Source organism: Marinobacter sp. PE14 (assembly GCF_053566155.1).
Window position 1 is genome coordinate 279,704 of sequence record NZ_JBQXNY010000004.1, and the last position, 24,583, is coordinate 304,286.

Consider the following 24,583-nt stretch of genomic DNA (forward strand, 5'->3'; position numbering starts at 1 on the left):
GGCGGCCCGGGCGTAACCTGAGTTTAATCAAGTTAATTGCCGGAAGGAGAAACAAAATGTATATGGACGCCGTTGTGATCGCAGGTATTGCCACTGTACTGCTGATGCTTGGCTTTTTTGTAGGTGTTGGCATCTTCGTGATGAAAGATCAGAAGGCCCACGGACACCAGGATAAAAAAGAAGGGAAGCACGGCCATAAGCCGGTCTGAAGATGAAATCGGGAAACTTCGGTTTCCCTGACACATCAGGGCAGAAAAAATTGGCGTCCCCTAGGGGGTTCGAACCCCTGTTGCCGCCGTGAAAGGGCGGAGTCCTAGGCCACTAGACGAAGGGGACGCAACGTTTTCAACACCTTGCCTCGTCGAGGTGGCGCGTATATTAAGAAAGCTTCGAAACGCTGTCAACGTCTTTTGTGAAAAAAACTGGGGTGCTGGATCGGGCACCCCTTGGGGTTCATCCTTTTTGTCCGGCTGACCCTGGAGCAACGGATTGGGACAGTGCCTGATCCAGGTCCGGATACCGGAACTGGAATTGCTGGCTGACCAGCTTCTCCGGAATAGCCCTCTGGCCCGTCAGAAGAAGCCTCGCCATTTCCCCCAGAGCCACCTTGAGCACCGGAGCAGGTGCCGGAAAGAGGGTGGGACGGCGTAAAACCCTGCCCAGGCTCCGGGTGAATTCTGCGTTCGTTGCCGGGTTCGGGCTTACGACATTGTATGGGCCTGATGCGTCCGGGTTTTCCATCATCCAGATAAGCGCGCTGACCACATCGTCCCTGTGGACCCACGGCATGTACTGGGTACCGCTGCCCAGGCGTCCGCCCAGTCCCAATTTGAAGGGCAGGAGCATCCGCTCGAGGAAGCCACCATCCGGGCCTGCCACAACGCCTGTCCGGGAGAAGCACACGCGAACGCCATCGTCGGCAAGTGGTTTGGCCGCGTTTTCCCAGTCACGGCACAGCCGATGCGTAAATTCGTCATTCGGGCTGGTGCTCTCGGTGACCGTGGCTGATCCCTGGTCCCCGTAAAAGCCAACGGCCGATCCCGAAACGACTACATTCGGAGCTTGATCCCAACTTCGGATGACTTCAACCAGGGTTTCGGTAACGCCGATGCGGCTGTCCCGGAGCTCCTGCTTTCGGGACTCTGACCAGCGTTTATCCGCGATACCTTCTCCGGCCAGATTGATGACCGCATCGTATCCGGGGTGGGAGCGAAGCTGCTGCAGATCACGGATTGCCTCGACCCGCCCGCAGCTCGACTTGACCGTTTCGGCCGGTTGCCGGCTGAAAACCGTGAGTTCGTAATCCCGTGCCAATAATTCACGGCAGAGAACGTGGCCAATAAACCCGGTTCCTCCGGTAATCAGAATCCTTTTCGACATAATCGATACTCCTGTCGCGCACTGGCCGCTAGCCCTGTCTCAGAACGCCCGGTTCAGGCGGTTGTCTCTTCCAGTTGAAGCATAACAACATCGCGAATTGCCTGTCCCAGGAGAGGGTTTTCCCCAATCGGAGGTGCAAGCTGAATGGATACGCCGTGGGTTTTTTCGAGTTCTTCGATCATTGCCGGAACATCCTTGCGCAAGTGGCGGCCGGCCGCCAGGAACAGTGGAACGATCGTAAACTCGGTGATGCCTTCAGCCACACCTTCCCTGATGACCGTATCAATGGATGGTTCCGCCAGTTCCATATAGGCGACTCTCGCGTTGTCGACAGACGCAAGAGTCGGCGCCGCAAGCTTTTCGAAGGTTTCACACCAGCGCTTGTCACTGCTTCCATGTGCCAACAGAATAATGCGGGGGCTGCTCATTGCCGCTCCTGAAGTAGTCAATTTGTTAGGGCCTGTCGTAAGTCGGGAAAGCCGGCCTCATGAGAGGGCCGGCACCATCTAAAGTAACAGGGTGACGTTGAATGTTCGATTGGAAAGAGATTCTGGATTTCTGGTTTGGCGAACTTGACGAACATGGGTTGCCAGACAGCGACCACAGGAACAAGTGGTTCCGATCGGACCGCAGGTTTGACCAGGAGATACGCCGGCGTTTCCTTTCAATGGTGTTGTTTGCTTCAGAACAGGGGTTGGACCACTGGCGGAGTGAGGCCGGCGGGGTACTTGCCGAGATCATTCTGCTTGACCAGTTTTCCCGAAATATCTTCCGCGGCGGTGCCATGGCGTTTGACCAGGATCGCCAGGCCCGCAAGCTCTGCCGGCAAGCGATGCAGAAAGGGCAGGATACGATGCTGGCGTCCGTGCACAGAGCGTTTCTCTATATGCCGCTCCAGCATTCCGAACTCAAGGACGACCAGAACCTGTCTGTGGAATGCTACGATCAACTTGCGCGGTCAACTGAAGGAATCCTTTCCGATTTCATGGGTAGCTTTCTGCAGTCCGCGAAGGATCACCGGGCGATCATACAGAAATTTGGACGATTCCCTCACCGCAACAAGGCGCTCGGCAGAACCTCAACGGCGGAAGAGCGGGATTATCTCAAAGGTGGGCGCCGGTTCGGTCAGTAGGGTAATCGCTGTTTCTTTAAAGTTTTGTATAAAAAACGTACATTCTGACGGGGTTAGCAATTTTCCCTGATAAAATGCGCAACACTGACTTCTGACAGGCTGGCGATTCGGCTGTAGGCCTGCAATCATTTTATCGGGGAATGTAATGCAAAAAACGCGGCGTTTTACGCCCGCTGGCCTGCTTTTGGCTGCGTGTGCTTCGCTACCTTTTTCAACGTCCGGCGCCTCTCTGGATGATCAGCTTCTAGGTCGCCTCAGCGCAGCCGCACCGAAACTTGATACGGCGGTTCTCAAAACAGCGATCAACGCTTCTCGCTGCGCTGTCTCGAATGGCGTGGAAATGCCCGAGCGGCTCGCGGTTATCGATTTCTCGTTGCCGTCCAGTCAGGAGCGGCTCTGGATTTTTGACCTTGACAAGGGTGAGTTGGTGCTGCGCGACCTGGTCGCCCATGGTAAGAATTCAGGGAATTTCGAATCGACTGCCTTTTCCAACGTCGAGGGCAGTCACCAGTCCAGTATCGGGCTTTTTCAGGCCCGGGAATCCTATTACGGTAAGCACGGGTATTCGCTCAGGCTGGATGGTCTCGAACCGGGAATCAATGATCTTGCCAGGCAGCGCGCCATCGTTATTCATGGCGCCGATTACGTCAATGATGACTGGGTCAGTAAATACGGCCGTATTGGTCGCAGCCACGGGTGCCCAGCCGTGGATAGCCAGATCATCAAACGCGTGGTAGATAATCTGAAAGGGGGGCAACTGGTGTTCAAGTACTACCCTGACCAGGAATGGCTGCACAGTTCCGGTTTCCTGAAATGTGACAACAAGACACTGGCTGGAAAAAACCTGCAAAAAAGTGGTTGACGGCTTCGTCGGGATCCGTAGAATACGCCTCCGTTGTCGGTAACAGCCGATCAGCATTGCGGGAATAGCTCAGTTGGTAGAGCACAACCTTGCCAAGGTTGGGGTCGCGAGTTCGAATCTCGTTTCCCGCTCCAGATTTCGAAAACCCGGTCCTGAAAAGGGCCGGGTTTTTTCGTTTTCGGGCACCTGCAACCTCGGCGCCGAGGTGTGCGGTCAGGTATACTCATCAGCCTGTTTCGAGTCCCGATTCTCTGTGGGAGGTTGCCTCCATGAAAGTCCATTCGCTGTTCATATACCCCGTCAAATCCCTTTCCGGTATTGAGGTGACCAGTTTTCATACCGACGAATTCGGTCCAGCCGGAGACAGGCGATGGATGATCGTTGATGATGAGCGGCGTTTTGTTACCCAGAGAGAGCATCCCGAACTTGCCCGGGTTGAAACGCGGTTGGATGGTGATCAGGTCGTTATCTCCATTCCCGATGAAGGTGAGTTTGGCCTGACGCCCTCCAATGATGAGCTTCGGGTACTCGTGTGGCGGGACTGGGTGAAGGCTTTGGCAGGCTTGCAGGAAGCCAGTGATGCTCTGAGTCGGTTTTGTCGCAAGTCCGTTCGCCTGGTATTCATGCCGGATAACTCCTTCCGCCGCGTTGATGCGGGCAGGGTTGACGAGTACCGGCGAGTGGGCTTTGCCGATGGTTTTCCTTTCCTCGTTACCAATACCGCCTCGTTAGCAGAGCTCAACACCCGGCTGGAGGTGCCCGTGGAGATGCGGAGGTTTCGGCCCAACATCGTCATTGAGGGCGCGAATGCCTGGGATGAGGACCACTGGCAGAGCTTGAGCATTGGCAATAACCGTCTGAGTATCGTAAAACCCTGTTCACGCTGCGTAATGACAACCGTCGACCCTTCGACCGGCCTGAAGGATGCTGCCGTACAGCCGCTCAGAACCCTGTCCCGCTATCGCAGGACCGGGGAGGGCGTGATCTTCGGCCAGAACGCGATTCATGAATCACCAGGACTTATCCGGGTCGGTGAACCCGTTACTGTCAATCAATCGGAGTAAAACCAAACGTGCCACTGTTAACGCTGGACTCAGTTTCCCTGGCTTATGGAATGCACCCTCTGCTGGATCAGGCCTCATTGGTTATCGATGCCGGAGAGCGTGTGTGTTTGCTGGGACGGAACGGCGAGGGAAAATCGACCCTGCTGAAAATTGTCAGCGGCGAGGTGACACCCGATGGTGGCGTGGTGCGTCTCGATGATGGCGCGGTTCTGGCGGTGCTGCCACAGAACCTGCCGTCCGAGGACACCCGCACGGCCTATGAAGTCGTCGCCGGGGCCTTTCCGGAAACCGGCAAGCTGCTGGCAGAATTCCATCAGCTGTCCCAGCAGGCCGACGAGGCGAGCCTGGATCGGTTGATGAAAGTCCAGGAGCGTCTTGAAGCCCTGGACGGCTGGCGACTGGATCAGAAGGTAACCACCATTCTTGGCCAGTATGGCGTTGATCCGGATCAGACCCTCGATACCCTCTCGGGAGGCTGGCAGCGCCGTGTTCTCCTGGCAAAAGCACTGGTTGCCGATCCGGACATACTATTGCTGGATGAGCCGACAAACCACCTGGACGTCCCCGCGATCGCCTGGCTGGAAGAGGCCCTGGGCCAGTTTCGCGGCGCCATGTTGTTTGTCAGCCATGATCGTGCGTTTATCCGGCGGATGGCGACCCGGATTGTAGAGCTGGACCGGGGGAAGCTCGTGAGCTTCGCTGCCACCTACGACCGTTACCTGGACCTCAAGGAAAAAGCGCTGGAGGAAGAAGAGAGGCAGAACGCGCTGTTTGATAAGCGCCTCAAGCAGGAAGAGGCCTGGATTCGCCAGGGCATCAAGGCTCGCAGAACTCGTAATATGGGACGTGTTCGTGCCCTGAAGGCCATGCGTGAGGAGCACAGGCAGCGTCGTGTGCGGGGCGGGACCGCGACCTTTGCGGTGGAAGACGCGGCGCGCTCAGGAAAGCTTGTGGTTGAAACCAGGGACGCGGGCTTTGCCTATCCGGATGGCACCCCGGTAATAAGAGATATGAATCTCACCATTCTGCGAGGGGACAAGATCGGGCTTGTTGGGGAAAACGGCACAGGCAAGACCACGCTTGTTCGACTCCTGTTGGGGGATCTGGAACCAACTGAGGGGTCCATTCGTCTTGGTACCAATCTGCAGGTTGCCTATTTCGATCAGTTGCGCGGAGAGCTCGATCTGACGCGGAACGCATTGGACAACCTTTCGGAGGGGCGGGAGTTCATCGACATCAATGGCCAGAGCAAACACGTGCTCGGCTATTTGCAGGAGTTTCTGTTTACCCCGGAGCGAGCCAGATCTCCGGTCAGCGTCTTTTCTGGTGGCGAGCGGGCCCGATTGCTTCTGGCCAAGCTGTTCAGCAAGCCAGCGAATATCCTCGTGCTGGACGAACCAACCAATGATCTGGATGTTGAAACACTGGAGTTGCTGGAAGAGCAGCTGGCGGAATTTGCCGGCACCGTGATTGTGATCAGTCACGACCGTGAGTTTCTCGATAATGTGATCACCGAAACGGTTTTCCTGGACGGTTCGGGCAAAGTGCGTGAATACGTTGGCGGCTACAGCGACTGGCGTCGGCAGGGCGGTTGCTTCCCCTCAGAAGCCACGGGTAACCGTCCGGACAAGCAGGATAAAACCAGCAAGACATCCGGTAGCACCGAAAAGGCCGTATCAAAGAAACCGGCAGAGAACGTAAAACCGCGGGCAGAGCCTGAAAAGGGCAAACCCGTGAAACTGAGTTACAAGCTCAAGCTCGAGCTGGAGCAATTGCCAGGGAAAATCGAGGGGCTTGAGCAGGAAGTCGCAGGCCTGCAGGAAAAAATTTCCCGGGCTGATTTTTATTCAGGCCCACCGGATGAAGTCTCGGCCACTCTGGAAGCATTGACGGAAAAGGAAAACCGTCTGGAGCAGGTCATTGAGCGGTGGATGGAGCTGGAAGAACAGGCAAATCAATGAATGTACATTACGATTTCAGATTTCAGGACGGTCGTACGGTTGAGTTCAAGGTAACGGACAAGCCGTCCCGGCCTTCCGGAAAACTTCCCTCGTGGACAAAGCTGGAACACTGCCAGTGTAGCAACTGTCCTTTGAAGGCTTCCGAATCCCCCCACTGTCCCGCGGCAACCGAGATACTGCCGGTGGTGGAGGCCTTTCGGGATGAGGATGCCTACCAGAAGGTGGAAGTAAAGGTAACCGACGATCGCCGAAGCTATGAGAAGCAGACGGCGCTTGAGGAGGCACTTCGATCGTTGCTCGGGCTGAAAATGGCGACCAGCGGGTGCCCGGTTCTGTCAGAGCTCAAGCCAATGGCGGTTCATCACCTGCCGTTCGCAAACACCGATGAATTCATCATGCGGAGCGTTTCCCACTACCTGTTGCAGCAATACTTTGCGAAACGGAATCATCAGACGCCAGACTGGGAGTTGAAGGGGCTGGTGGAGAGGAATCAGAGGCTGCAGCTGGTCAACCAGGCCCTGTGGCAGAGAATTCACTCAGTCTGCAAAGGTGACAGCAACCTGAAGGCACTACTGAACTTCTTTTCGATGGCCTCGAGTGTCAGTTTCTCGCTGGAAAGTCAGCTTCGCAAACTTGAGGCGAAAATGGGCGGGGAAGCGAGCTGATCGCGGCTTTCGCTCTCAGCAGGCCCGGGTCCAGGCCCCGGACCTTTTTGTTGGCCAAACCTTAATGAATGCGAACGGCCAGAACATCGCATTCGGTTCCATGCAGAACGCCGTTTGCGGTGGAGCCCAGCAACAGCTGGAAACCCTTCCGGCCATGACTGCCTACGATCACCAGGTCCACTTCCTGTTCCTTCGCAAGCCTGTGGATTTCGGATTCGGGGCGCCCGACGGTCACCACCTGATTGTTTTTGGCCACACCGTATTTATCGCCGTAGGTTCCCAACTGCTCACGAGCTGCTTTGTCGAGTTGGTCCTGTAGCTCGGTAAGATCCATCGGAATATCGCCGCCATAGGCATACCCGACAGGCTCAACTACATGAACCAGCATCAGCTCGGCACCATGGGCTTCGCTTAGTGCTTTTGCCTTATCCAGTACCTGTGGGGCTTCTTCTGTCAGGTCAATTGCAACAAGCATCTTCTTGTAGGCAGACATCGTATCGCTCCTTCGCACACGGGGTATTATTCTGAGGATAGTACCTTAAATCGGGTCGGGAAAGTGTAGCGAGAAACTGACGGGTATCAAAAACAGAGGCGGAAAAGTGCTTTTCTGGCAGGCAATTAGGCCTGCCAGAAAGAGCGGGGGGCTCAGGCGTTACCCTTGAGCAGCTCAATGGTTGTAGCAAGTCCCTTCAGGATACCCTTGGAATAGCGATCGATTACAAAACCTACATTGTTTTCGTTGTAGTTAATGTAGGAGCCACGGATAAACTGCCATTTGGCGGAGATGTCGTTCAGCGCGTCCTTGAGCTCCGGTGTTCCCTGGCCCTGGATAACGGATGCCAGCAATTGATCCAGCTCCCGAGCCTGTTCGTCCAGCGGGGTTTCGGTTGAGGAGCCCTGGAACGTCTGGGCGACAGAGGAATTTGTCCTCACCGAGTACTTCGCCATCATCTGAGCCATTTTTACGGCAGCCGAACGGGCCGCTTCAACCCTGGGGTTGGTCTCGGTCTGCGAGCTCTCCTGGGCTATCTTGTAAAGTTCGGTGGCTTTCTCGTTCATGGTTAGTGCCTGGTTGGCCATGTCTGAGACCAGTCGCAAATCCGGATAACCCTGGTTGCGCACATCGTTGATGTTGTCGCGCATCAGGTTCTTGAACTTGTCGAATTCCTGGTTCAGTCCCTCAACCTCCTCGGCTGACAGCACGCCGGAATCGCTGCCCGCAATGGAATTCATGGAATCGTTGGCAGAGTTGATGCCCTGCACAATCTCGTTCAGGGTGCCGGTATCACCGGTTCCGCTGAAACGGTAGTAGGCGTCCAGCGCCATGTAATTGCTGACCCGGAAATTGTGGAGATCGGAGAGAAATCCGTCGGCACTGTCCTGAGCGCGGGCACCCATGGACGTAAGTGCAAGGAGAATAAGTGCGGCTACGAGGGAGCGTACCCGCAGGTTGGCGTCTTTCATCGGATGGGTCTCCGTAATGCGGTTTTATTATTGTGGACCAAAGTCGTAGATCGAAGGTAAAGTAACTCTGTCAGCCAATCAAGCAGTTTTGGCGGCGTTGTTGCCCGTAAATGTAAATAACTTTGAAATTTGCGTGACGAAGTTCCGGTTTTTTCTGAGCAGTGGCTTCCAGTCCACTGAAACATAACAATTCCGCTCCAATTTTCTTCGGTTGCCCCCGGTGTTTCGGGGACTTTTGCAGCCCTCCCGAAAGAAACAAATTGACAAATGCGCCGTTTTTTTTCATCGTGTGCCCTCACGATTCAAACGACTGTATGAATTTTTGGATCGGATGATCGGGCAGTGACCGAAATCTCGCTGCACAAACAGCCGCGCCGGTAAACCAAAAGTACCGCCCGGTTGGAAGCAGTTCCAAACACAGACTGGAGATCAGTTGATGATTTACGAAGGTAAAGCCATCACGGTTAAAGAGATCGAAGGCGGGATCGCTCAGTTGAACTTCGACTTGCAGGGCGAGTCAGTAAACAAGTTCAACCGTCTTACTATTGAAGAGCTCCGCGCCGCGACTGACGCACTGAAAGCGCAGAAGAACCTGAAGGGCCTGGTAGTCACCAGTTCCAAAGACAGCTTCATTGTTGGTGCCGACATTACCGAATTCACCGAGCTTTTTGCAGGCTCGGAAGAGGATCTGGTAGCCAACAACCTCAAGGCCAACGAAGTCTTCAACGCTGTTGAAGATCTGCCGTTCCCCACCGTTACCGCGATCAACGGTATGGCGCTGGGTGGCGGTTTCGAGATGTGTCTGGCAACCGACTACCGCGTGATGGACAAAAAGGCCAAGGTTGGCCTTCCGGAAGTGAAACTTGGCATCTTCCCGGGCTTCGGCGGTACCGTGCGTCTATCCCGTCTGGTGGGTGTGGACAATGCCGTTGAGTGGATCAGCGGTGGTACCGAGAACCGTGCGGATGTAGCTCTGAAGGTCGGCGCTGTCGATGCCGTGCTCGAGTCCGACAAGCTGGTCGACGCTGCTGTTGCCATTATCAACCAGTGCAACGAAGGCAAGCTGGACCACGAAGCCCGTCGCGAAGAAAAGAAGGGCAAGATCAAGCTCAATGCCATGGAAAGCATGATGGCATTCGAGATTTCCAAGGCATTCGTTGCTGGCAAGGCTGGCAAGAACTACCCCGCTCCTGTCGAGGCCATCAAGGTCATGCAGAAGCATGCCGGCATGACTCGCGATAAGGCAATCGAAGTGGAAGCCAAAGGCTTCGCCAAGATGGCCAAGACCAATGTGGCGGCCTGCCTGGTTGGCCTGTTCCTGAACGACCAGGAATTGAAGAAGAAGGCCAAGGCCTGGGAAAAAGAAGCCAATGACGTGAACCTGGCTGCCGTTCTGGGTGCCGGTATCATGGGCGGCGGTGTTGCATTCCAGTCTGCCCTGAAGGGCACGCCGATCATCATGAAGGACATCAACCAGGACGGTATTGCCCTGGGCCTGAAGGAAGCCAAGAAGCTTCTGTCCAAGCGTGTTGAAAAAGGAAAGATGAAGCCGGATCAGATGGCCGACGTGCTCAACAGCATCACGCCGACCCTGAACTATGGTGATTTCAAGAACGTCGACCTTGTGGTCGAAGCGGTTGTTGAAAACCCGAAGGTGAAAGATGCGGTTCTGCGTGAAACCGAAGACGCGGTTCGCGAAGACGCCATCCTGACCTCCAATACTTCCACCATTTCCATCGACCTTCTGGCCAAGAACCTGAAGCGTCCGGAAAACTTCTGCGGTATGCACTTCTTTAACCCCGTGCACATGATGCCGCTGGTTGAGGTTATCCGTGGCGAGAAGACCAGTGATCGCGCGATCGCGACCACCGTGGCTTACGCCAAGGCCATGGGCAAGACCCCGATCGTTGTTAACGATTGCCCGGGCTTTTTGGTCAACCGCGTTTTGTTCCCTTACTTTGGCGGCTTTATCGGCCTGGTGCGTGACGGTGCTGATTTCCAGCACGTTGACAAGGTCATGGAGAAATTCGGCTGGCCGATGGGTCCTGCCTATCTGCTGGACGTTGTCGGCATGGATACCGGCAAGCACGCCGGTGAAGTGATGGCAGACGGCTTCCCGGACCGCATGAAGCACGAGGGCACAACGGCCATTGACGTGATGTTCGATAACAACCGTTACGGACAGAAGAACGACAAGGGCTTCTACAAGTATGAACCGGACCGCAAAGGCAAGCAGAAGAAGGTTGTCGATGAAGAGACCTACAAGCTGCTCGAGCCGGTTGTTCAGGGTAAGAACGATTTCAGTGACGAAGACATCATCGCCCGTATGATGCTGCCTCTGTGCCTGGAAACCGTTCGCTGCCTGGAAGACGGCATTGTCGAAGATCCGGCAGATGCTGATATGGGCCTGATTTTCGGTATCGGCTTCCCGCCGTTCCGCGGTGGTGCCCTGCGCTATATCGACGATATGGGTGTGGACAAGTTCGTCGAACTGGCAGACAAGTTTGCAGACCTTGGTCCTCTTTATCACCCGACCGAGAAGCTGCGTGAAATGGCCAAGACTGGCGAAAAGTTCTTTGGCTAACCCTGAACGAGATTTCCGAACGGAGAAAGATCTATGAGCCTTAATCCGAGAGACGTTGTCGTCGTCGATTGCGTGCGGACTCCGATGGGTCGTGCCAAAAACGGTTGTTTCCGGAACGTGCGTGCAGAGACCCTGTCCGCCAATCTGATCGAAGCACTGTTTGAGCGCAACCCGAAGCTCGACCCGAAAGAAGTTGAAGATGTGATCTGGGGCTGTGTGAACCAGACCAAGGAGCAGGGCTTCAACGTCGCGCGTCAGATTTCCCTGCTGACCCGCATTCCCCACGAGTCTGCAGCCCAGACCGTGAACCGCCTGTGTGGCTCTGCCATGAGCGCGATTCACACTGCAGCTCAGGCCATTATGACCGGCAACGGTGATGTGTTCTTCGTGGGTGGTGTCGAGCACATGGGACACGTGCCCATGACCGAAGGCTTCGACCACAACCCGGCGGCATCCAAGTACACTGCCAAGGCCTCCAACATGATGGGCCTGACTGCGGAAATGCTGGCCAAGATGCACGGTATTACCCGCGAGCAGCAGGACGAGTTCGGTGCCCGCTCCCATCGCCTGGCCCATGAAGCGACCGTAGAAGGCCGTTTCAAGAACGAGATCGTGCCGATTCAAGGCCATGATGAGAATGGCTTTGTGAAGCTGATCGAAGAGGACGAGACCATTCGTCCGGAGACCACGGCGGAATCCCTGGGCCAGCTCAAGCCGGCGTTTGATCCGAAGAATGGTACCGTGACTGCCGGGACCTCCTCCCAGCTGACCGACGGTGCGGCTGCAATGGTGCTGATGTCCGCAGAGCGTGCAGAAGCACTTGGTCTCAAGCCGATTGCCAAGATTCGCAGCATGGCCGTTGCCGGCTGTGATCCCGCGATCATGGGTTACGGCCCGGTGCCTGCTACCAAGAAAGCACTCAAGCGTGCAGGCCTGAAAGTCGAAGATATCGATTTCTGGGAACTGAACGAAGCTTTCGCAGGCCAGTCTCTGCCGGTCCTCAAGGACCTGAAGCTGCTGGGTGTTATGGAAGAAAAAGTGAACCTGAACGGCGGCGCGATTGCCCTGGGGCATCCGCTTGGCTGCTCTGGTGCACGTATCTCCACAACCCTGCTGAACGTAATGCAGGCCAAAGGCGGTAAGCTTGGTGTTTCCACCATGTGTATCGGTCTGGGCCAGGGCATTGCAACGGTCTGGGAGCGTCTGTAATCCGTTAACCGGATTGCATTTCGCGGTTTCAGAGGGCCCGGCAAATGCCGGGCCTTTCTGTTTCAGCAGGCGGGTGCAACAGGGATCCCGGATGTGAAAAAAAGCAGGATTGAAACCAAAGAATGGGTTGTCTTGCTATTCTTGACCCTGTAAAACAGTGAGCCTATACAAAATGGCGGCGTATTTGTGTTTTCTAGCCGACTGATTTTACAGCGAGTTTACGGTTTGCTGATTTATTGACCGATTTATCGCCAAGGATACAGAACTCCGATATGGGTAAAAGTCTCGTAATTGTCGAGTCACCAGCGAAAGCGAAGACCATCAACAAGTACCTGGGCTCTGACTTCATCGTCAAATCGAGCGTCGGGCACATTCGTGATCTTCCCGTCAGTGGCAGCGGATCCCAGTCCGATCCCAAGGAGCGTGCAAAGCAGGCTGCTATCACCCGGAAGATGAGTCCTGAAGAAAAGGCTGTGCATAAAAAGCGCAAGTCCCGTGAACAGCTGGTCGCCCGGATGGGTGTAGACCCGGACCAGGACTGGAGTGCCCGTTACGAGATCCTTCCCGGCAAAGAGAAGGTGGTCAGCGAACTCAAGCGTCTGGCCAAATCAGCAGACCATATCTATCTGGCAACGGATTTGGACCGTGAAGGGGAGGCCATCGCCTGGCACCTTCAGCAGACCATTGGTGGCGAACCCGAGAAGTACCGACGCGTGGTCTTCAACGAGATCACCAAGCGTGCCATTCAGGAAGCCTTCAAGGATCCTGGCAATCTGGACAATAACCGTGTGAATGCCCAGCAGGCCCGGCGTTTCCTGGATCGGGTCGTAGGCTACATGGTGTCGCCACTGCTTTGGGCCAAGATTGCCCGCGGCCTGTCTGCCGGTCGCGTCCAGTCAGTCGCTGTGCGGCTGATTGTGGAGCGGGAGCGGGAAATCCGGAAGTTTGTTCCCGAGGAGTTCTGGCAGTTACACGCCGACCTCGCATCTGCCAAGGCCGATCAACCGGTCCGCTTCGAGGTGACGCGGCACGATGACAAGCCGTATCGCCCGGTCAATGAGCAGCAGAGCAGTGAACATGTCAGCCGGCTGAAGGCTGGTACGTTCAAGGTTGCCAAGCGGGAAGACAAGCCGACCCGTTCGCGCCCGTCTGCGCCGTTTATTACGTCCACGTTGCAGCAGGCTGCCAGTAACCGGATGGGGTTCAGCGTCAAGAAGACCATGATGCTGGCCCAGCGTCTTTATGAGGCCGGTTTCATTACTTACATGCGTACTGATTCGACCAACCTGAGTCAGGATGCGATCAACGGCTGTCGGGATTACATTGAAAAGCAGTTCGGCGACAAATACCGGCCCGAGAAGCCCCGGGTCTACGGCAGCAAAGAGGGCGCCCAGGAGGCACACGAGGCCATTCGCCCGACCGAAGTCAGCCGTCGTCCGGCGGATATCAGTGGCCTTGAGAAGGATGCCGAGAAGCTCTACGACCTCATATGGCGTCAGTTTATTGCCTGTCAGATGTCCGACGCCGAATTCCTGAGTACGTCCATCGTGGTGGCCAACGGCGACTATGAACTGCGTACCCGGGGCCGGATCATCAAGTTCGACGGCTTCCTGAAGGCAGCGCCTCAGGCCGCCAAGAAAGACGAAGACATTGCTCTGCCTGATATTCAGGTAGAAGAAGTGCTGGATCTCAGGAAACTGGATCCCACCCAGCACTTTACCAAGCCGGCGCCCAGGTACACCGAGGCGAGCCTGGTCAAAGAGCTCGAGAAGCAGGGCATTGGCCGTCCGTCGACCTACGCGTCGATTATTTCTACGATTCAGGATCGCGGCTACGTGAGGCTACAGAACCGTCGGTTCTACGCCGAGAAGATGGGCGAGATCGTTACCGAGCGCCTGTCGGAATCTTTTCCGAATCTGATGGATTTCGATTTCACCGCAAGGATGGAGGATGAGCTCGACGAGATTGCCGAGGGCGATGTCGAGTGGAAGAAGGTCCTGAATGACTTTTACGGTCGGTTCCGGCAGCAGCTGGAAAAAGCCGAGAGTGGTGAAGACGGCGGCATGCGCGCCAACACGCCGACTGAAACGGAGATTCCATGCCCGAGCTGTGGCCGGAACATGCAGATCCGGGTGGCCAGTACCGGTGTTTTCCTGGGTTGCTCTGGCTATTCCTTACCGCCGAAGGAGCGTTGCAAGACGACCATTAACCTCGTTTCGGGTGATGATGTTGTCAGCGCCGACGATGACGTCGAGGGTGAGGGCGAAACCCGCCTGCTGCGCAAGAAGCGTCGCTGCCCCAAGTGTGGCACCGCCATGGACAGCTACCTGGTGGACGAAACCCGCAAGCTGCATGTCTGCGGTAACAATCCGGATTGCTCTGGCTACGAGGTTGAAAAGGGCACGTTCCGCATCAAAGGCTACGATGGGCCGACTCTCGAGTGCGACAAGTGTGGCTCCGAGATGCAGCTTAAAACGGGGCGTTTTGGCAAGTATTTCGGATGCACCAATGCCGAGTGCAAAAATACCCGTAAGTTGCTGAAAAATGGTGAGCCCGCTCCGCCCAAAATGGACCCGGTGCCAATGCCCGAGCTCCAGTGCCAGAAAGTTGATGATACTTACGTTCTGAGGGATGGTGCGTCCGGATTATTCCTGGCTGCAAGCAAATTCCCGAAAAACCGGGAAACGCGGCCGCCGCTGGTGATGGAAATCAAACCGCACCGCAAGGAGATTGACCCGAAGCACGATTACCTGATGGATGCGCCCGAGCGCGACCCCGAGGGTAATCCGACCGTGATTCGCTACAGCCGCAAGAGCAAGGAGCAGTACGTCATGTCTGAAAAAGACGGCAAGGCGACAGGCTGGTCGGCGTGGTATGTGAACGGTAAGTGGCAACCACAGGACAAGAAAAAGTAACGTCTGCTGGTTTCCGGGGTCGGTTGATTGCCATCAAACGACCCCGGATTCGTTAACTTAGCGGAATTTCCTCAGTCTCTGGATGAGAGATGAGGTATCCCATCGTTTACCGCCCATCGACTGAACATCCGCATAGAATTGATCGACCAGTGCGGTCACCGGCAGAGATGCGTTCACTTTTCTCGCCTCCTCAAGGCAAATCCCCAGGTCCTTGCGCATCCAGTCAACGGCGAAGCCGTGTTCGAACTCTCCCGCAATCATGGTCCCCGACCGATTTTCCATCTGCCAGGACTGGGCTGCGCCTTTTGAAATCACGTCCACCACTTTCGCCACATCCAGTTCAGCCTGTTCGGCGAAGTGCAGGGCCTCTGAAAGCCCCTGGACGAGACCGGCAATAGCAATCTGGTTCACCATCTTGGTTTTCTGGCCGCTGCCTGCGGGGCCCATTCGATTGAGTGCCCGCGCATAGTGTTCCATGACCGGCTCGGCTTTCGCATAGGCCTGTTCCGAGCCGCCGCACATGATGGTCAGTTTGCCGTTTTCAGCGCCTTGCTGGCCACCGGATACAGGCGCGTCCACAAATCCCATGTTGTTCTTCCCGGCAGCATCCGCGAGATACTCGGCAATGCCGGCAGAAGCCGTAGTGTGATCGACCAGCACGGCGCCCTCAGAGGCATTGGCGAGAATGCCCTCGTCGCCCTCGTAGACCGCTTTCAGGTCGGTATCGGCGCCGACACAGGTCAAAACAATATCTGCGCCCTTTACGGCCTCAGCAATGGTGGAGCAGCTGGTTCCCGAGTATTCGCTTGCCCACTGCTCGGCTTTGTCACTCGTCCGGTTCCAGACCCTGACGTCGAGCCCCGCCTTCGCCAGGTGGCCGGCCATCGGGTAGCCCATGACGCCAAGGCCGATAAATGCTGCTGTAGTCATCGCTTTCTCCTCTTATGTTTTTGTCGGGTTAACTTAGCACAGAAGGGCAGGGCAGCACGCAATAAAAAAGGCCGCTGAATCAGCGGCCTTTGCGTGCTTTATCCGGAAAGTCAGACTTATTTGGTCGGATAATCCCGGGAATCCGGGCCAGTGTAGAGCTGGCGCGGACGGCCAATACGATAGTCGCCGCTTACCATTTCGTTCCAGTGCGAGAACCAGCCAATGGTGCGCGACAGGGCGAAGATAACGGTGAACATCGACGTCGGGATTCCGATTGCCTTGAGGATCAGGCCGGAATAGAAATCCACGTTGGGGTAGAGCTTGCGCTTGACGAAGTATTCGTCTTCCAGAGCGATCTTCTCGAGACGCTGGGCGATCTTCAGCAGCGGGTCGTTCTCCAGGCCCAGCTCAGTCAACACTTCGTGGGCAGTTTCTGCCATTACTTTGGCGCGCGGGTCGAAGTTCTTGTACACCCGGTGGCCGAAGCCCATCAGACGGAACGGATCGTCTTTATCCTTTGCCTTGGCGATGAATTTCTCGATGTTGGACTCGTCGCCGATCTCGGCCAGCATGTCCAGAACCGCTTCGTTGGCGCCGCCGTGAGCGGGGCCCCAAAGAGCAGCAATGCCGGAGGCAATACAGGCGTAGGGGTTGGCGCCAGTGGAGCCGGCCAGACGCACGGTAGAGGTTGAGGCGTTCTGTTCATGATCCGCGTGCAGGATGAAAATCTTGTCCATGGCCTTGGCCAGGATCGGGTTCGGCTTGTACTCCTCACAGGGAACGCCAAACATCATCTGCAGGAAGTTCTCGGAGTACGAGAGGTCATTGCGCGGATAAATGAAAGGTTGGCCGATGGCATACTTGTAGCACCAGGCGGCAATGGTCGGCATTTTCGCAATCAGGCGATGAGCGGTAATTTCCCGCTGTTCCTGGCTGGCAACGTCCATTTCACCATGATAGAAGGCAGACAAAGCGCCTACCACGCCGCACATGATGGCCATCGGGTGTGCGTCACGACGGAAACCCTGGAAGAAGTTCCGCATCTGGTCGTGCAGCATCGTGTGATTTTTGATGGTGTCGTGGAACTTCTGGTTCTCCTCGGCGCTCGGGAGCTCGCCGTGAAGGAGGAGATAACAGACTTCAAGGTAGTCGGAGTGTTCGGCCAGCTGTTCAATCGGGTAGCCGCGGTGCAGGAGAACGCCGTTCGCACCGTCGATGTAGGTGATGGCCGATTCGCAGGCTGCCGTGGATACGAATCCGGGATCGTATGTGAAAACGCCTTCCTGGACTAGGCCTCGTACGTCGATAACGTCAGGGCCGACGGTGCCTGAATAAACCGGTAGCTCAATGGACTTGTCCCCCACCGAGAGCGTGGCTTTCCTGTCGGTCATGGTGCTCTCCTATTTATCAGCTTTGACAGCTTTATCTACAGTTATAGATGCGCTTGGAGTCTGCGCGGTAGAAAGTCGCACCGCTGCGACCGCCTCGCTTTGGTCCCTTTCAAGCGCTCATTTTCGTTACATAGAACCACTATGCGCCTCAAATGACCGTCAAAATGGCCTCAAAGCGAGACGATCTCGCCTGGTGCGATTTCTGCCGCGCAGACTCCTGGAAGGCGCGTATTATCGCAAAACTGGCGGCAAAATATAGGGCGTTGGCTTTTTTTGTCAATGGAAGAGTCGGGAAAACCCATAATTTGACATTGGCTGTAAATGAGGGATATCCCGAATGACAACGGATTCGTGGAGGAAAACGATTTGTCAATCATCCTTATAGCTGGCTTAACCCCCTGAAATACGCGGCCTGAGCGACGTTGCAGGTTTGTAATTGGTTAGGGTACTCCTTATAATCCCTAGCCCGGAATCGGGGATAAACCTTTTGTGGCAGCTTGTAGACAGCCGGTTGTGGAAAAGGTTTCTTCTCTTCCAAGCCAATCGTATGCCGGTTTCGTAGCGGCATGCCGATCCTTACATACCAACCATCCGCACCCGGTTTTCCGGTCCCGCGGAACTAAGAGAGAGTGTGAGAGCGCTGTGAATAGCAAACGACCAGTAAATCTCGATCTCGGCAAGTTTCATTTTCCGCTGCCAGCCATTACGTCCATATTGCACCGCATCAGCGGCATCATTCTGTTTGTTGCTGTTGCGTTCATGCTCTACGGGCTCCAGCTTTCCCTGTCCGGGGAAGAGGGCTTCAGTCGCGTAAGTGAATTGCTGGACAGCTTCCTTGCCAAGCTGATTACCTGGGGCATCTTGTCTGCTCTGTTGTACCACCTGGTTGCGGGTATCAAGCACCTGTTCATGGACATGGGCATTGGTGAAGAGCTGGAAAGCGGCCGCCTGGCATCAAAGATCACGGTTGCGGTTTCCGTCATTCTCATCCTTTTGGCAGGAGTTTGGGTATGGGCATGAACAGTGTCACGAATATCGGTCGTAACGGAATTCAGGATTGGATCATCCAGCGCGTTTCGGCCTACGTATTAGCCCTGTACACACTGTTTTTACTTGGCTTTTTCATCTCCACCGATGTCGACTACCAAACCTGGTCAGCTCTGTTTGATCAGGCATGGATGAAGATATTCACGCTTCTGGCTTTGTTGTCGATTGCGGGGCATGCATGGGTCGGGTTGTGGACAGTTACAACGGATTACATGAAATCCGCTGGACAACGGTTGCTGGCCCAGGCAGTGGTTATCCTCGGTGTTTTTGTGTACGTCGTCTGGGGTATTCAAATTATTTGGGGGCTTTAATCGATGGCTAATATCAAGACCATGTCCTTTGACGCAATTGTTATCGGCGGCGGCGGCTCCGGCATGCGTGCCGCGCTTCAGCTGACCGAATCCGGCGTCAATACCGCGTGTATCACCAAGGTTTTCCCAACGCGGTCTCATACGGTCTCTGCGCAGGGCGGTATCACCTGTGCTATTGCCAGTGCTGATCCGAACGACGACTGGCGCTGGCATATGTATGACACGGTAAAAGGGTCGGACTACATTGCCGACCAGGATGCCGTCGAGTACATGTGTTCCGTTGGTCCTCAGGCGGTGTTCGAGCTTGAGCACATGGGTCTTCCTTTCTCTCGCACCGAGCAGGGTCGCATCTATCAGCGTCCTTTCGGTGGCCAGTCCAAGGGACCGGATAACCCGACTCAGGCAGCGCGTACCTGTGCCGCTGCCGACCGTACCGGTCACGCACTTCTGCATACCCTGTATCAGGCCAACATCAAGGGCGGCACCACGTTCCTGAACGAGTGGTACGCGGTCGATCTCGTCAAGAACAGCAAGGACGAAGTCGTTGGCGTGGTCGCCATCGAAGTCGAGACCGGCGAAGTTGCCTACATCAAGTCCAAGGCAACCGTTCTGGCTACCGGCGGCGCGGGCCGTATCTACGCCTCCACAACAAACGCCCTGATCAACACGGGCGATGGTATCGGCATGGCGCTGCGCGCCGGTTTCCCGATGCAGGATATGGAAATGTGGCAGTTCCATCCGACCGGCATCTACGGTGCCGGCACGCTGGTAACAGAAGGTTGCCGCGGTGAAGGTGGCTATCTGATCAACGCCGAAGGCGAGCGTTTCATGGAGCGCTATGCGCCGAACGCGAAAGACCTGGCAGGCCGGGACGTTGTTGCTCGCGCCATGGTCATCGAGATCCTGGAAGGTCGCGGCTGCGGTCCCGACAAGGATCACGTACTGCTGAAGCTTGATCATCTGGGCGAAGAAACCCTGAACCTCCGCCTGCCAGGCATCTGTGAGCTGTCCCGCACCTTTGCGCACGTTGATCCGGTTAAAGAGCCGATCCCGGTTGTTCCGACTTGCCACTACATGATGGGCGGTATTCCGACCAACGTTGGTGGCCAGGCGCTTACCCAGGACGAGAATGGCAAGGACAAGCCAATCCCCGGGCTGTTTGCCTGTGGCGAGGCCGCCTGTGTATCTGTACACGGTGCCAACCGTCTGGGTGGCAACTCTCTGCTGGATCTGGTGGTCTTTGGTCGCGCAGCGGGTCTGCACATTGAAGAGCAGCTTCGTGGCGGCTTTGAAGTGGACGGTGCCAGTGAGGATGACATCAAGCGCGCCATGGCGCGGCTTGACCGCCTGAACAATGCGTCCGAGGGCGAAAGTGTTGCAGAGGTTCGGAAGGATCTTCAGAACTGCATGCAGCTTTACTTCGGTGTGTTCCGTGACGGCAAGAGCATGGAAGAGGGCCTCAAAAAGCTGGAAGCGATTGGTGAGCGTGTTCGCAACACCAAACTCGCGGATACCAGCAACGCCTTCAACACTGCTCGTATTGAAGCGCTCGAGCTGGATAACCTTTTCGAGGTTGCCTTGTCTACCGCCATTTCCGCGTTCGAGCGTAAGGAAAGCCGCGGTGCCCATGCCAGGAACGATTTCACCGAGCGTGACGACGAAAACTGGCTCAAGCACTCCATCTACTTCCCGCTGGAAAAGCGTGTTGGTAAACGTGACGTGAATTTCGCGCCGAAGACTGTGGACACGTTTCAGCCGAAGGTCCGGACTTACTAAGGGGGACTCCGAAAATGTTAGTAAGCCTTTATCGTTATAACCCGGAGACTGACAGCGCGCCTTATATGCAGGACGTGGATGTCGAGATTCCGGAAGGCAAGGATCTCATGGTTCTTGACGTGCTGAACCTGGTCAAGGAACGGGATCCGTCAATGGCCTACCGTCGTTCCTGTCGCGAGGGCGTTTGTGGCTCTGATGGCATGAATATGAACGGCAAGAACGGCCTGGCCTGTATCACGCCGGTTTCCCAGGTGGTGAAGGGCGACAAGCTGGTTCTTCGCCCACTGCCGGGCCTGCCGGTTATTCGTGATCTGGTTGTTGATATGAGTCTTTTCTACAAGCAGTACGAAAAGGTCATGCCGTACCTGATTAACGACAAGCCTGCTCCCGCGATCGAGCGTCTGCAGTCTCCGGAAGATCGCCAGAAACTGGACGGCCTGTACGAGTGTATTCTCTGTGCCTGCTGCTCCACGTCCTGCCCGTCATTCTGGTGGAATCCGGACAAGTTTATCGGCCCTGCCGGCCTGCTTCAGGCTTACCGTTTCCTGGCAGACAGCCGGGATACAGCCCAGGAAGAGCGACTTGCCAACCTTGATGACCCGTTTAGCGTGTTCCGCTGCCGGGGCATCATGAACTGTGTCAGTGTCTGCCCGAAAGGTCTGAACCCCACAAGGGCTATCGGCCACATTCGGAATCTTCTGCTGCAAAGGGCTACTTAAGCAGCAGGATTTGCGACAGACGCTATACTGTTCTGATCAGGTTAGTACCCGGAAGGCCTCGCAAGATTGCGGGGCCTTCAACCAAAGGCTTATAGTCAAAGGTCTTACGCGGGTGCACACTACGCAGGCCGTGGCGGGAACTTATAAAGTTTTCTCCCTGTCTTGCTGAGTATAAAAACCACCGGGGAATGGAAAACATCCATGTCGGGTGTGGTGGCCAAAGTCGATCCCGTAAAAACCCGTATTGACTGAGAAATACCCCTGGCCGACCATATCGGGCTCCCCGCACCAGCCCAAGGTGAGCTATTCAAGATGCACGAAAGCATAATGGAGCAGTTATGGCAGACTTCCCACCTTCAGGGTGGAAATCTTGCCTATGTTGAACAGCTTTTTGAAACCTACCTGACAGACCCCAATGCCGTTCCCGAAGAGTGGCGAAGCTATTTCGACAAGCTTCCCAGTGTTGACGGCTACAAGGGCCGTGACGTTGTCCACTCTTCCATCCGCGAACAGTTTGAACACATATCCCGTAACCAGCGTTTTCTTGCCAGCGGCGGCGTTCCCGCCAGTGCAACGTCTGATGCGGACAAGAAACAGATCCGTGTTCTGCAGCTGATTAACGCCTACCGCTTCCGCGGTCATCAGGAAGCGAAGCTGGACCCGCTCGGCGTATGGCAGCGTCCCAAGGTTGAAGACCTCGATCCCGAATTTCATGAGTTATCGGACTCTGACCGTGACCTGGAATTTCAGACAGGCTCCCTGAATCTTGGTTCCGAGACCATGAAGCTCGGAGACATCGTCGATGGCTTGCGCCAAACCTATTGCGAAAGCATCGGCGCTGAATACATGCATGTGGTCGATACCCGCATCAAGCGTTGGTTCCAGCAACGCATGGAGCCGGTTCGTTCACGTCCTGCCTACGAAAATAGCACCCGTAAGCACATCCTTGAGCGTCTGACGGCTGCCGAGGGTCTTGAAAAGTACCTGGGATCCCGCTATCCGGGCGTGAAACGGTTTGGTCTTGAGGGTGGCGAGACCCTGATCCCCTGCCTGGACGAGCTGATTCAGCGTGCCGGTTCCTACGGTGCCAAGGAAATTGTTCTGGGCATGGCTCACCGTGGTCGCCTGAACGTTCTGGTCAACACCCTGGGCAAGAATCCGCGGGAGCTCTTTGACGAATTCGAAGGTAAGAAACTCGCCGATTCCGGCTCCGGTGACGTGAAATACCACCAGGGCTTCTCATCCAACGTGATGACTCCGGGCGGCGAAGTTCACTTGGCGATGGCGTTTAACCCGTCGCACCTGGAAATCGTTTCACCGGTTGTCGAGGGCTCCGTTCGCGCCCGCCAGACCCGCCGCAATGACGATGAAGGCACCAAGGTTGTTCCGATTATCATGCATGGCGACGCCGCGTTTGCCGGCCAGGGCGTGGTAATGGAAACCTTCCAGATGTCGCAGACCCGCGGTTTCGGCGTTGGTGGCACCATCCATATTGTCATCAACAACCAGGTTGGTTTCACCACCAGCAAGCAGGAAGATGCGCGGTCCACGGAATACTGCACCGACGTGGCCAAGATGATCCAGGCGCCGATTCTGCATGTGAATGCGGACGACCCGGAAGCGGTCATGTTCGTGACGCAGATGGCCATGGATTACCGCAACGAATTCAAGAACGACGTTGTGATCGATCTGGTCTGCTATCGTCGCCGCGGCCACAACGAGGCGGACGAGCCGGCAGCAACCCAGCCGGTCATGTACGAGAAGATCCGCAAGCTCAAGACCACTCGCAACCTGTACGTGGATCAATTGGTGGAAGCCGGTGTTATTACCGAGGAAGAAGCCAAGCAGATGGAGAATGACTACCGCGACGCCCTGGACAATGGCGAGCACGTGGTCAAATCCCTGGTCAAGGAGCCCAACAAAGAGCTCTACGTAGACTGGACCCCGTATCTCGGTCACGAGTGGACTGCCAAGTGCAAGTCCAGCGTTGCTCTGAAGACCATCCAGAAGCTGGGCAAGAAGCTGACGTCAGTTCCCGAAGGGTTCAGCATACAGCGTCAGGTCTCCAAAATTGTTACGGACCGCGAGAAAATGACGGCCGGTGCCTTGCCTATCAACTGGGGCTACGGCGAAGTCATGGCCTATGCGACTCTGTTGAATGAAGGCCACCCCATCCGCCTGACGGGGCAGGATATTGGTCGAGGCACGTTCTCTCACCGTCATGCAGTGCTTCACAATCAGAAAGACGGCTCGACCCATATCGCTCTGGCTGAATTGGCCGAGGACCAGCCCAAGTTCGAAATCTACGACTCGTTGCTGTCTGAAGAAGCGGTCATGGCGTTTGAGTACGGCTATTCCACTACCGCGCCTGATGGTCTTGTGGTCTGGGAAGCGCAGTTTGGCGACTTTGCCAACGGTGCTCAGGTCGTGATTGATCAGTTCCTGACCAGTGGTGAGCACAAGTGGGGACGCCTGTGCGGCTTGACCCTGCTGTTGCCCCATGGATACGAAGGGCAGGGCCCGGAGCACAGCTCCGCTCGCCTTGAGCGTTTCCTGCAGTTGAGTGCCGAGCACAATATCCAGGTATGCGTGCCTACCACGCCGTCCCAGGTATTCCATATGCTTCGTCGCCAGGTGAAGCGCCCGCTGCGTAAGCCGTTGGTAGCGATCACGCCCAAGAGCTTGCTGCGGCACAAGGAAGCGACGTCTGATCTTGATGACCTGACCTCAGGTACCTTCAAGACTGTTCTGCCCGAGAAAGAACCGTCCGATCCGAAGAAAGTCACCCGCCTGATTCTGTGCTCTGGCAAGGTGTATTTCGATCTGTTGGAGAAAAAGAAATCTGACGAGCGTGATGACGTCGCCATCGTTCGGATCGAGCAGCTGTATCCTTTCCCCGGAGACGATCTTGACGAACTCCTGAGCGAATACTCCAAGCTCAAGCATGTTGTCTGGTGTCAGGAAGAACCGATGAACCAGGGTGCCTGGTATTGCAGTCAGCATCATATGCGTAATGCGCTGCATCGCAAGAACCCCAAGCTGTACCTTCAGTATGCCGGTCGTGACGCTTCGGCTGCTCCTGCCTGTGGCCATATGTCTGTCCACATCGAAGAGCAGAAGAAACTGGTTAACGACGCGTTTGAAATTTGACGAGCTACCGAACTAAGGATCTG

At 55.8% G+C, this 24,583-nt stretch carries 20 protein-coding genes and 2 tRNA genes; 15 read left to right on the forward strand and 7 right to left on the reverse strand.

Annotated elements, in window-relative coordinates; translation table 11 throughout:
- Positions 1-56: 56 nt before the first annotated feature.
- Positions 57-209: a cytochrome c oxidase subunit CcoM gene (gene ccoM / locus ACWJ62_RS14855; RefSeq protein ID WP_449286884.1), complete on the forward strand. Its 153-nt coding sequence runs from the start codon at positions 57-59 to the stop codon at positions 207-209.
- Between the two features lie 51 nt (positions 210-260).
- Here ccoM and ACWJ62_RS14860 read toward each other — a convergent pair.
- The 3 genes from ACWJ62_RS14860 to ACWJ62_RS14870 all read right to left on the reverse strand — a co-directional run bounded on the left by ACWJ62_RS14860 (position 261) and on the right by ACWJ62_RS14870 (position 1,808).
- Positions 261-336, reverse strand: a tRNA-Glu gene (locus ACWJ62_RS14860).
- A gap of 117 nt (positions 337-453) precedes the next feature.
- Positions 454-1,380, reverse strand: a complete 927-nt coding sequence (locus ACWJ62_RS14865) for a TIGR01777 family oxidoreductase (RefSeq protein WP_449286885.1) — start codon at positions 1,378-1,380, stop codon at positions 454-456.
- Positions 1,381-1,433: 53 nt separating this feature from the next.
- Positions 1,434-1,808: a sirohydrochlorin chelatase gene (locus tag ACWJ62_RS14870; protein WP_449286886.1), complete on the reverse strand. Its 375-nt coding sequence runs from the start codon at positions 1,806-1,808 to the stop codon at positions 1,434-1,436.
- A gap of 101 nt (positions 1,809-1,909) precedes the next feature.
- Between ACWJ62_RS14870 and ACWJ62_RS14875 the strand changes: the two genes are divergently transcribed.
- The 6 genes from ACWJ62_RS14875 to ACWJ62_RS14900 all read left to right on the forward strand — a co-directional run bounded on the left by ACWJ62_RS14875 (position 1,910) and on the right by ACWJ62_RS14900 (position 7,064).
- The gene (locus tag ACWJ62_RS14875; RefSeq protein ID WP_449286887.1) at positions 1,910-2,512 is read left to right on the forward strand and encodes a DUF924 family protein; all 603 of its coding nucleotides are present in this window, start codon (positions 1,910-1,912) and stop codon (positions 2,510-2,512) included.
- Between the two features lie 145 nt (positions 2,513-2,657).
- Positions 2,658-3,374, forward strand: coding sequence for a murein L,D-transpeptidase catalytic domain family protein (locus ACWJ62_RS14880; protein WP_449286888.1), 717 nt, complete (start codon positions 2,658-2,660; stop codon positions 3,372-3,374).
- Positions 3,375-3,432: 58 nt separating this feature from the next.
- Positions 3,433-3,508 (forward strand) — tRNA-Gly (locus ACWJ62_RS14885).
- 135 nt (positions 3,509-3,643) lie between these two features.
- Positions 3,644-4,438 (forward strand): MOSC domain-containing protein, encoded by a 795-nt coding sequence (locus ACWJ62_RS14890; protein ID WP_449286889.1) that lies wholly within the window; start codon positions 3,644-3,646, stop codon positions 4,436-4,438.
- An 8-nt stretch (positions 4,439-4,446) separates the two neighbouring features.
- Positions 4,447-6,399 (forward strand): ATP-binding cassette domain-containing protein, encoded by a 1,953-nt coding sequence (locus ACWJ62_RS14895; protein ID WP_449286890.1) that lies wholly within the window; start codon positions 4,447-4,449, stop codon positions 6,397-6,399.
- Complete coding sequence (locus tag ACWJ62_RS14900; RefSeq protein WP_449286891.1) at positions 6,396-7,064, forward strand: DUF6901 family protein; 669 nt, start codon at positions 6,396-6,398, stop codon at positions 7,062-7,064. Before ACWJ62_RS14895 ends, ACWJ62_RS14900 begins: the two co-directional genes overlap by 4 nt.
- A gap of 61 nt (positions 7,065-7,125) precedes the next feature.
- On the opposite strand, the gene ACWJ62_RS14905 is transcribed toward ACWJ62_RS14900, so the two are convergent.
- A complete protein-coding gene (locus ACWJ62_RS14905) occupies positions 7,126-7,557 on the reverse strand; it encodes a universal stress protein (RefSeq protein ID WP_449286892.1) in 432 nt (143 codons plus the stop codon).
- Between the two features lie 152 nt (positions 7,558-7,709).
- Positions 7,710-8,528, reverse strand: coding sequence for a hypothetical protein (locus tag ACWJ62_RS14910; RefSeq protein WP_449286893.1), 819 nt, complete (start codon positions 8,526-8,528; stop codon positions 7,710-7,712).
- 436 nt (positions 8,529-8,964) lie between these two features.
- Here ACWJ62_RS14910 and fadB point away from each other — a divergent pair, with 436 nt between their 5' ends.
- The 3 genes from fadB to topA all read left to right on the forward strand — a co-directional run bounded on the left by fadB (position 8,965) and on the right by topA (position 15,236).
- Entirely contained in the window at positions 8,965-11,112 is a 2,148-nt protein-coding gene (gene fadB / locus ACWJ62_RS14915) for a fatty acid oxidation complex subunit alpha FadB (protein WP_449286894.1), read from the forward strand.
- 33 nt (positions 11,113-11,145) lie between these two features.
- Positions 11,146-12,321 carry an acetyl-CoA C-acyltransferase FadA gene (fadA, locus tag ACWJ62_RS14920; RefSeq protein ID WP_088828561.1) on the forward strand — a complete coding sequence of 392 codons (1,176 nt, stop codon included), beginning with the start codon at positions 11,146-11,148 and terminating at the stop codon, positions 12,319-12,321.
- Positions 12,322-12,593: 272 nt separating this feature from the next.
- On the forward strand, positions 12,594-15,236 hold the full coding sequence (gene topA, locus ACWJ62_RS14925) for a type I DNA topoisomerase (protein ID WP_449286895.1): 2,643 nt from the start codon (positions 12,594-12,596) through the stop codon (positions 15,234-15,236).
- 57 nt (positions 15,237-15,293) lie between these two features.
- Here the strand turns inward: topA and ACWJ62_RS14930 are convergent, their stop codons facing one another.
- Positions 15,294-16,166, reverse strand: coding sequence for an NAD(P)-dependent oxidoreductase (locus ACWJ62_RS14930; RefSeq protein WP_449286896.1), 873 nt, complete (start codon positions 16,164-16,166; stop codon positions 15,294-15,296).
- 116 nt (positions 16,167-16,282) lie between these two features.
- On the reverse strand, positions 16,283-17,557 hold the full coding sequence (gene gltA, locus ACWJ62_RS14935) for a citrate synthase (protein WP_449286897.1): 1,275 nt from the start codon (positions 17,555-17,557) through the stop codon (positions 16,283-16,285).
- Between the two features lie 642 nt (positions 17,558-18,199).
- On the opposite strand from gltA, the gene sdhC reads away from it, so the two are divergent.
- The 5 genes from sdhC to ACWJ62_RS14960 all read left to right on the forward strand — a co-directional run bounded on the left by sdhC (position 18,200) and on the right by ACWJ62_RS14960 (position 24,560).
- Complete coding sequence (sdhC, locus tag ACWJ62_RS14940; RefSeq protein WP_014576924.1) at positions 18,200-18,577, forward strand: succinate dehydrogenase, cytochrome b556 subunit; 378 nt, start codon at positions 18,200-18,202, stop codon at positions 18,575-18,577.
- Positions 18,568-18,915, forward strand: a complete 348-nt coding sequence (gene sdhD, locus ACWJ62_RS14945) for a succinate dehydrogenase, hydrophobic membrane anchor protein (RefSeq protein WP_172408494.1) — start codon at positions 18,568-18,570, stop codon at positions 18,913-18,915. Before sdhC ends, sdhD begins: the two co-directional genes overlap by 10 nt.
- A gap of 3 nt (positions 18,916-18,918) precedes the next feature.
- The gene (sdhA, locus tag ACWJ62_RS14950) at positions 18,919-20,691 is read left to right on the forward strand and encodes a succinate dehydrogenase flavoprotein subunit (protein ID WP_349518988.1); all 1,773 of its coding nucleotides are present in this window, start codon (positions 18,919-18,921) and stop codon (positions 20,689-20,691) included.
- 14 nt (positions 20,692-20,705) lie between these two features.
- Positions 20,706-21,410: a succinate dehydrogenase iron-sulfur subunit gene (locus ACWJ62_RS14955; protein WP_449286898.1), complete on the forward strand. Its 705-nt coding sequence runs from the start codon at positions 20,706-20,708 to the stop codon at positions 21,408-21,410.
- Positions 21,411-21,722: 312 nt separating this feature from the next.
- Positions 21,723-24,560, forward strand: a complete 2,838-nt coding sequence (locus tag ACWJ62_RS14960) for a 2-oxoglutarate dehydrogenase E1 component (RefSeq protein ID WP_449286899.1) — start codon at positions 21,723-21,725, stop codon at positions 24,558-24,560.
- Positions 24,561-24,583 lie beyond the last annotated feature (23 nt).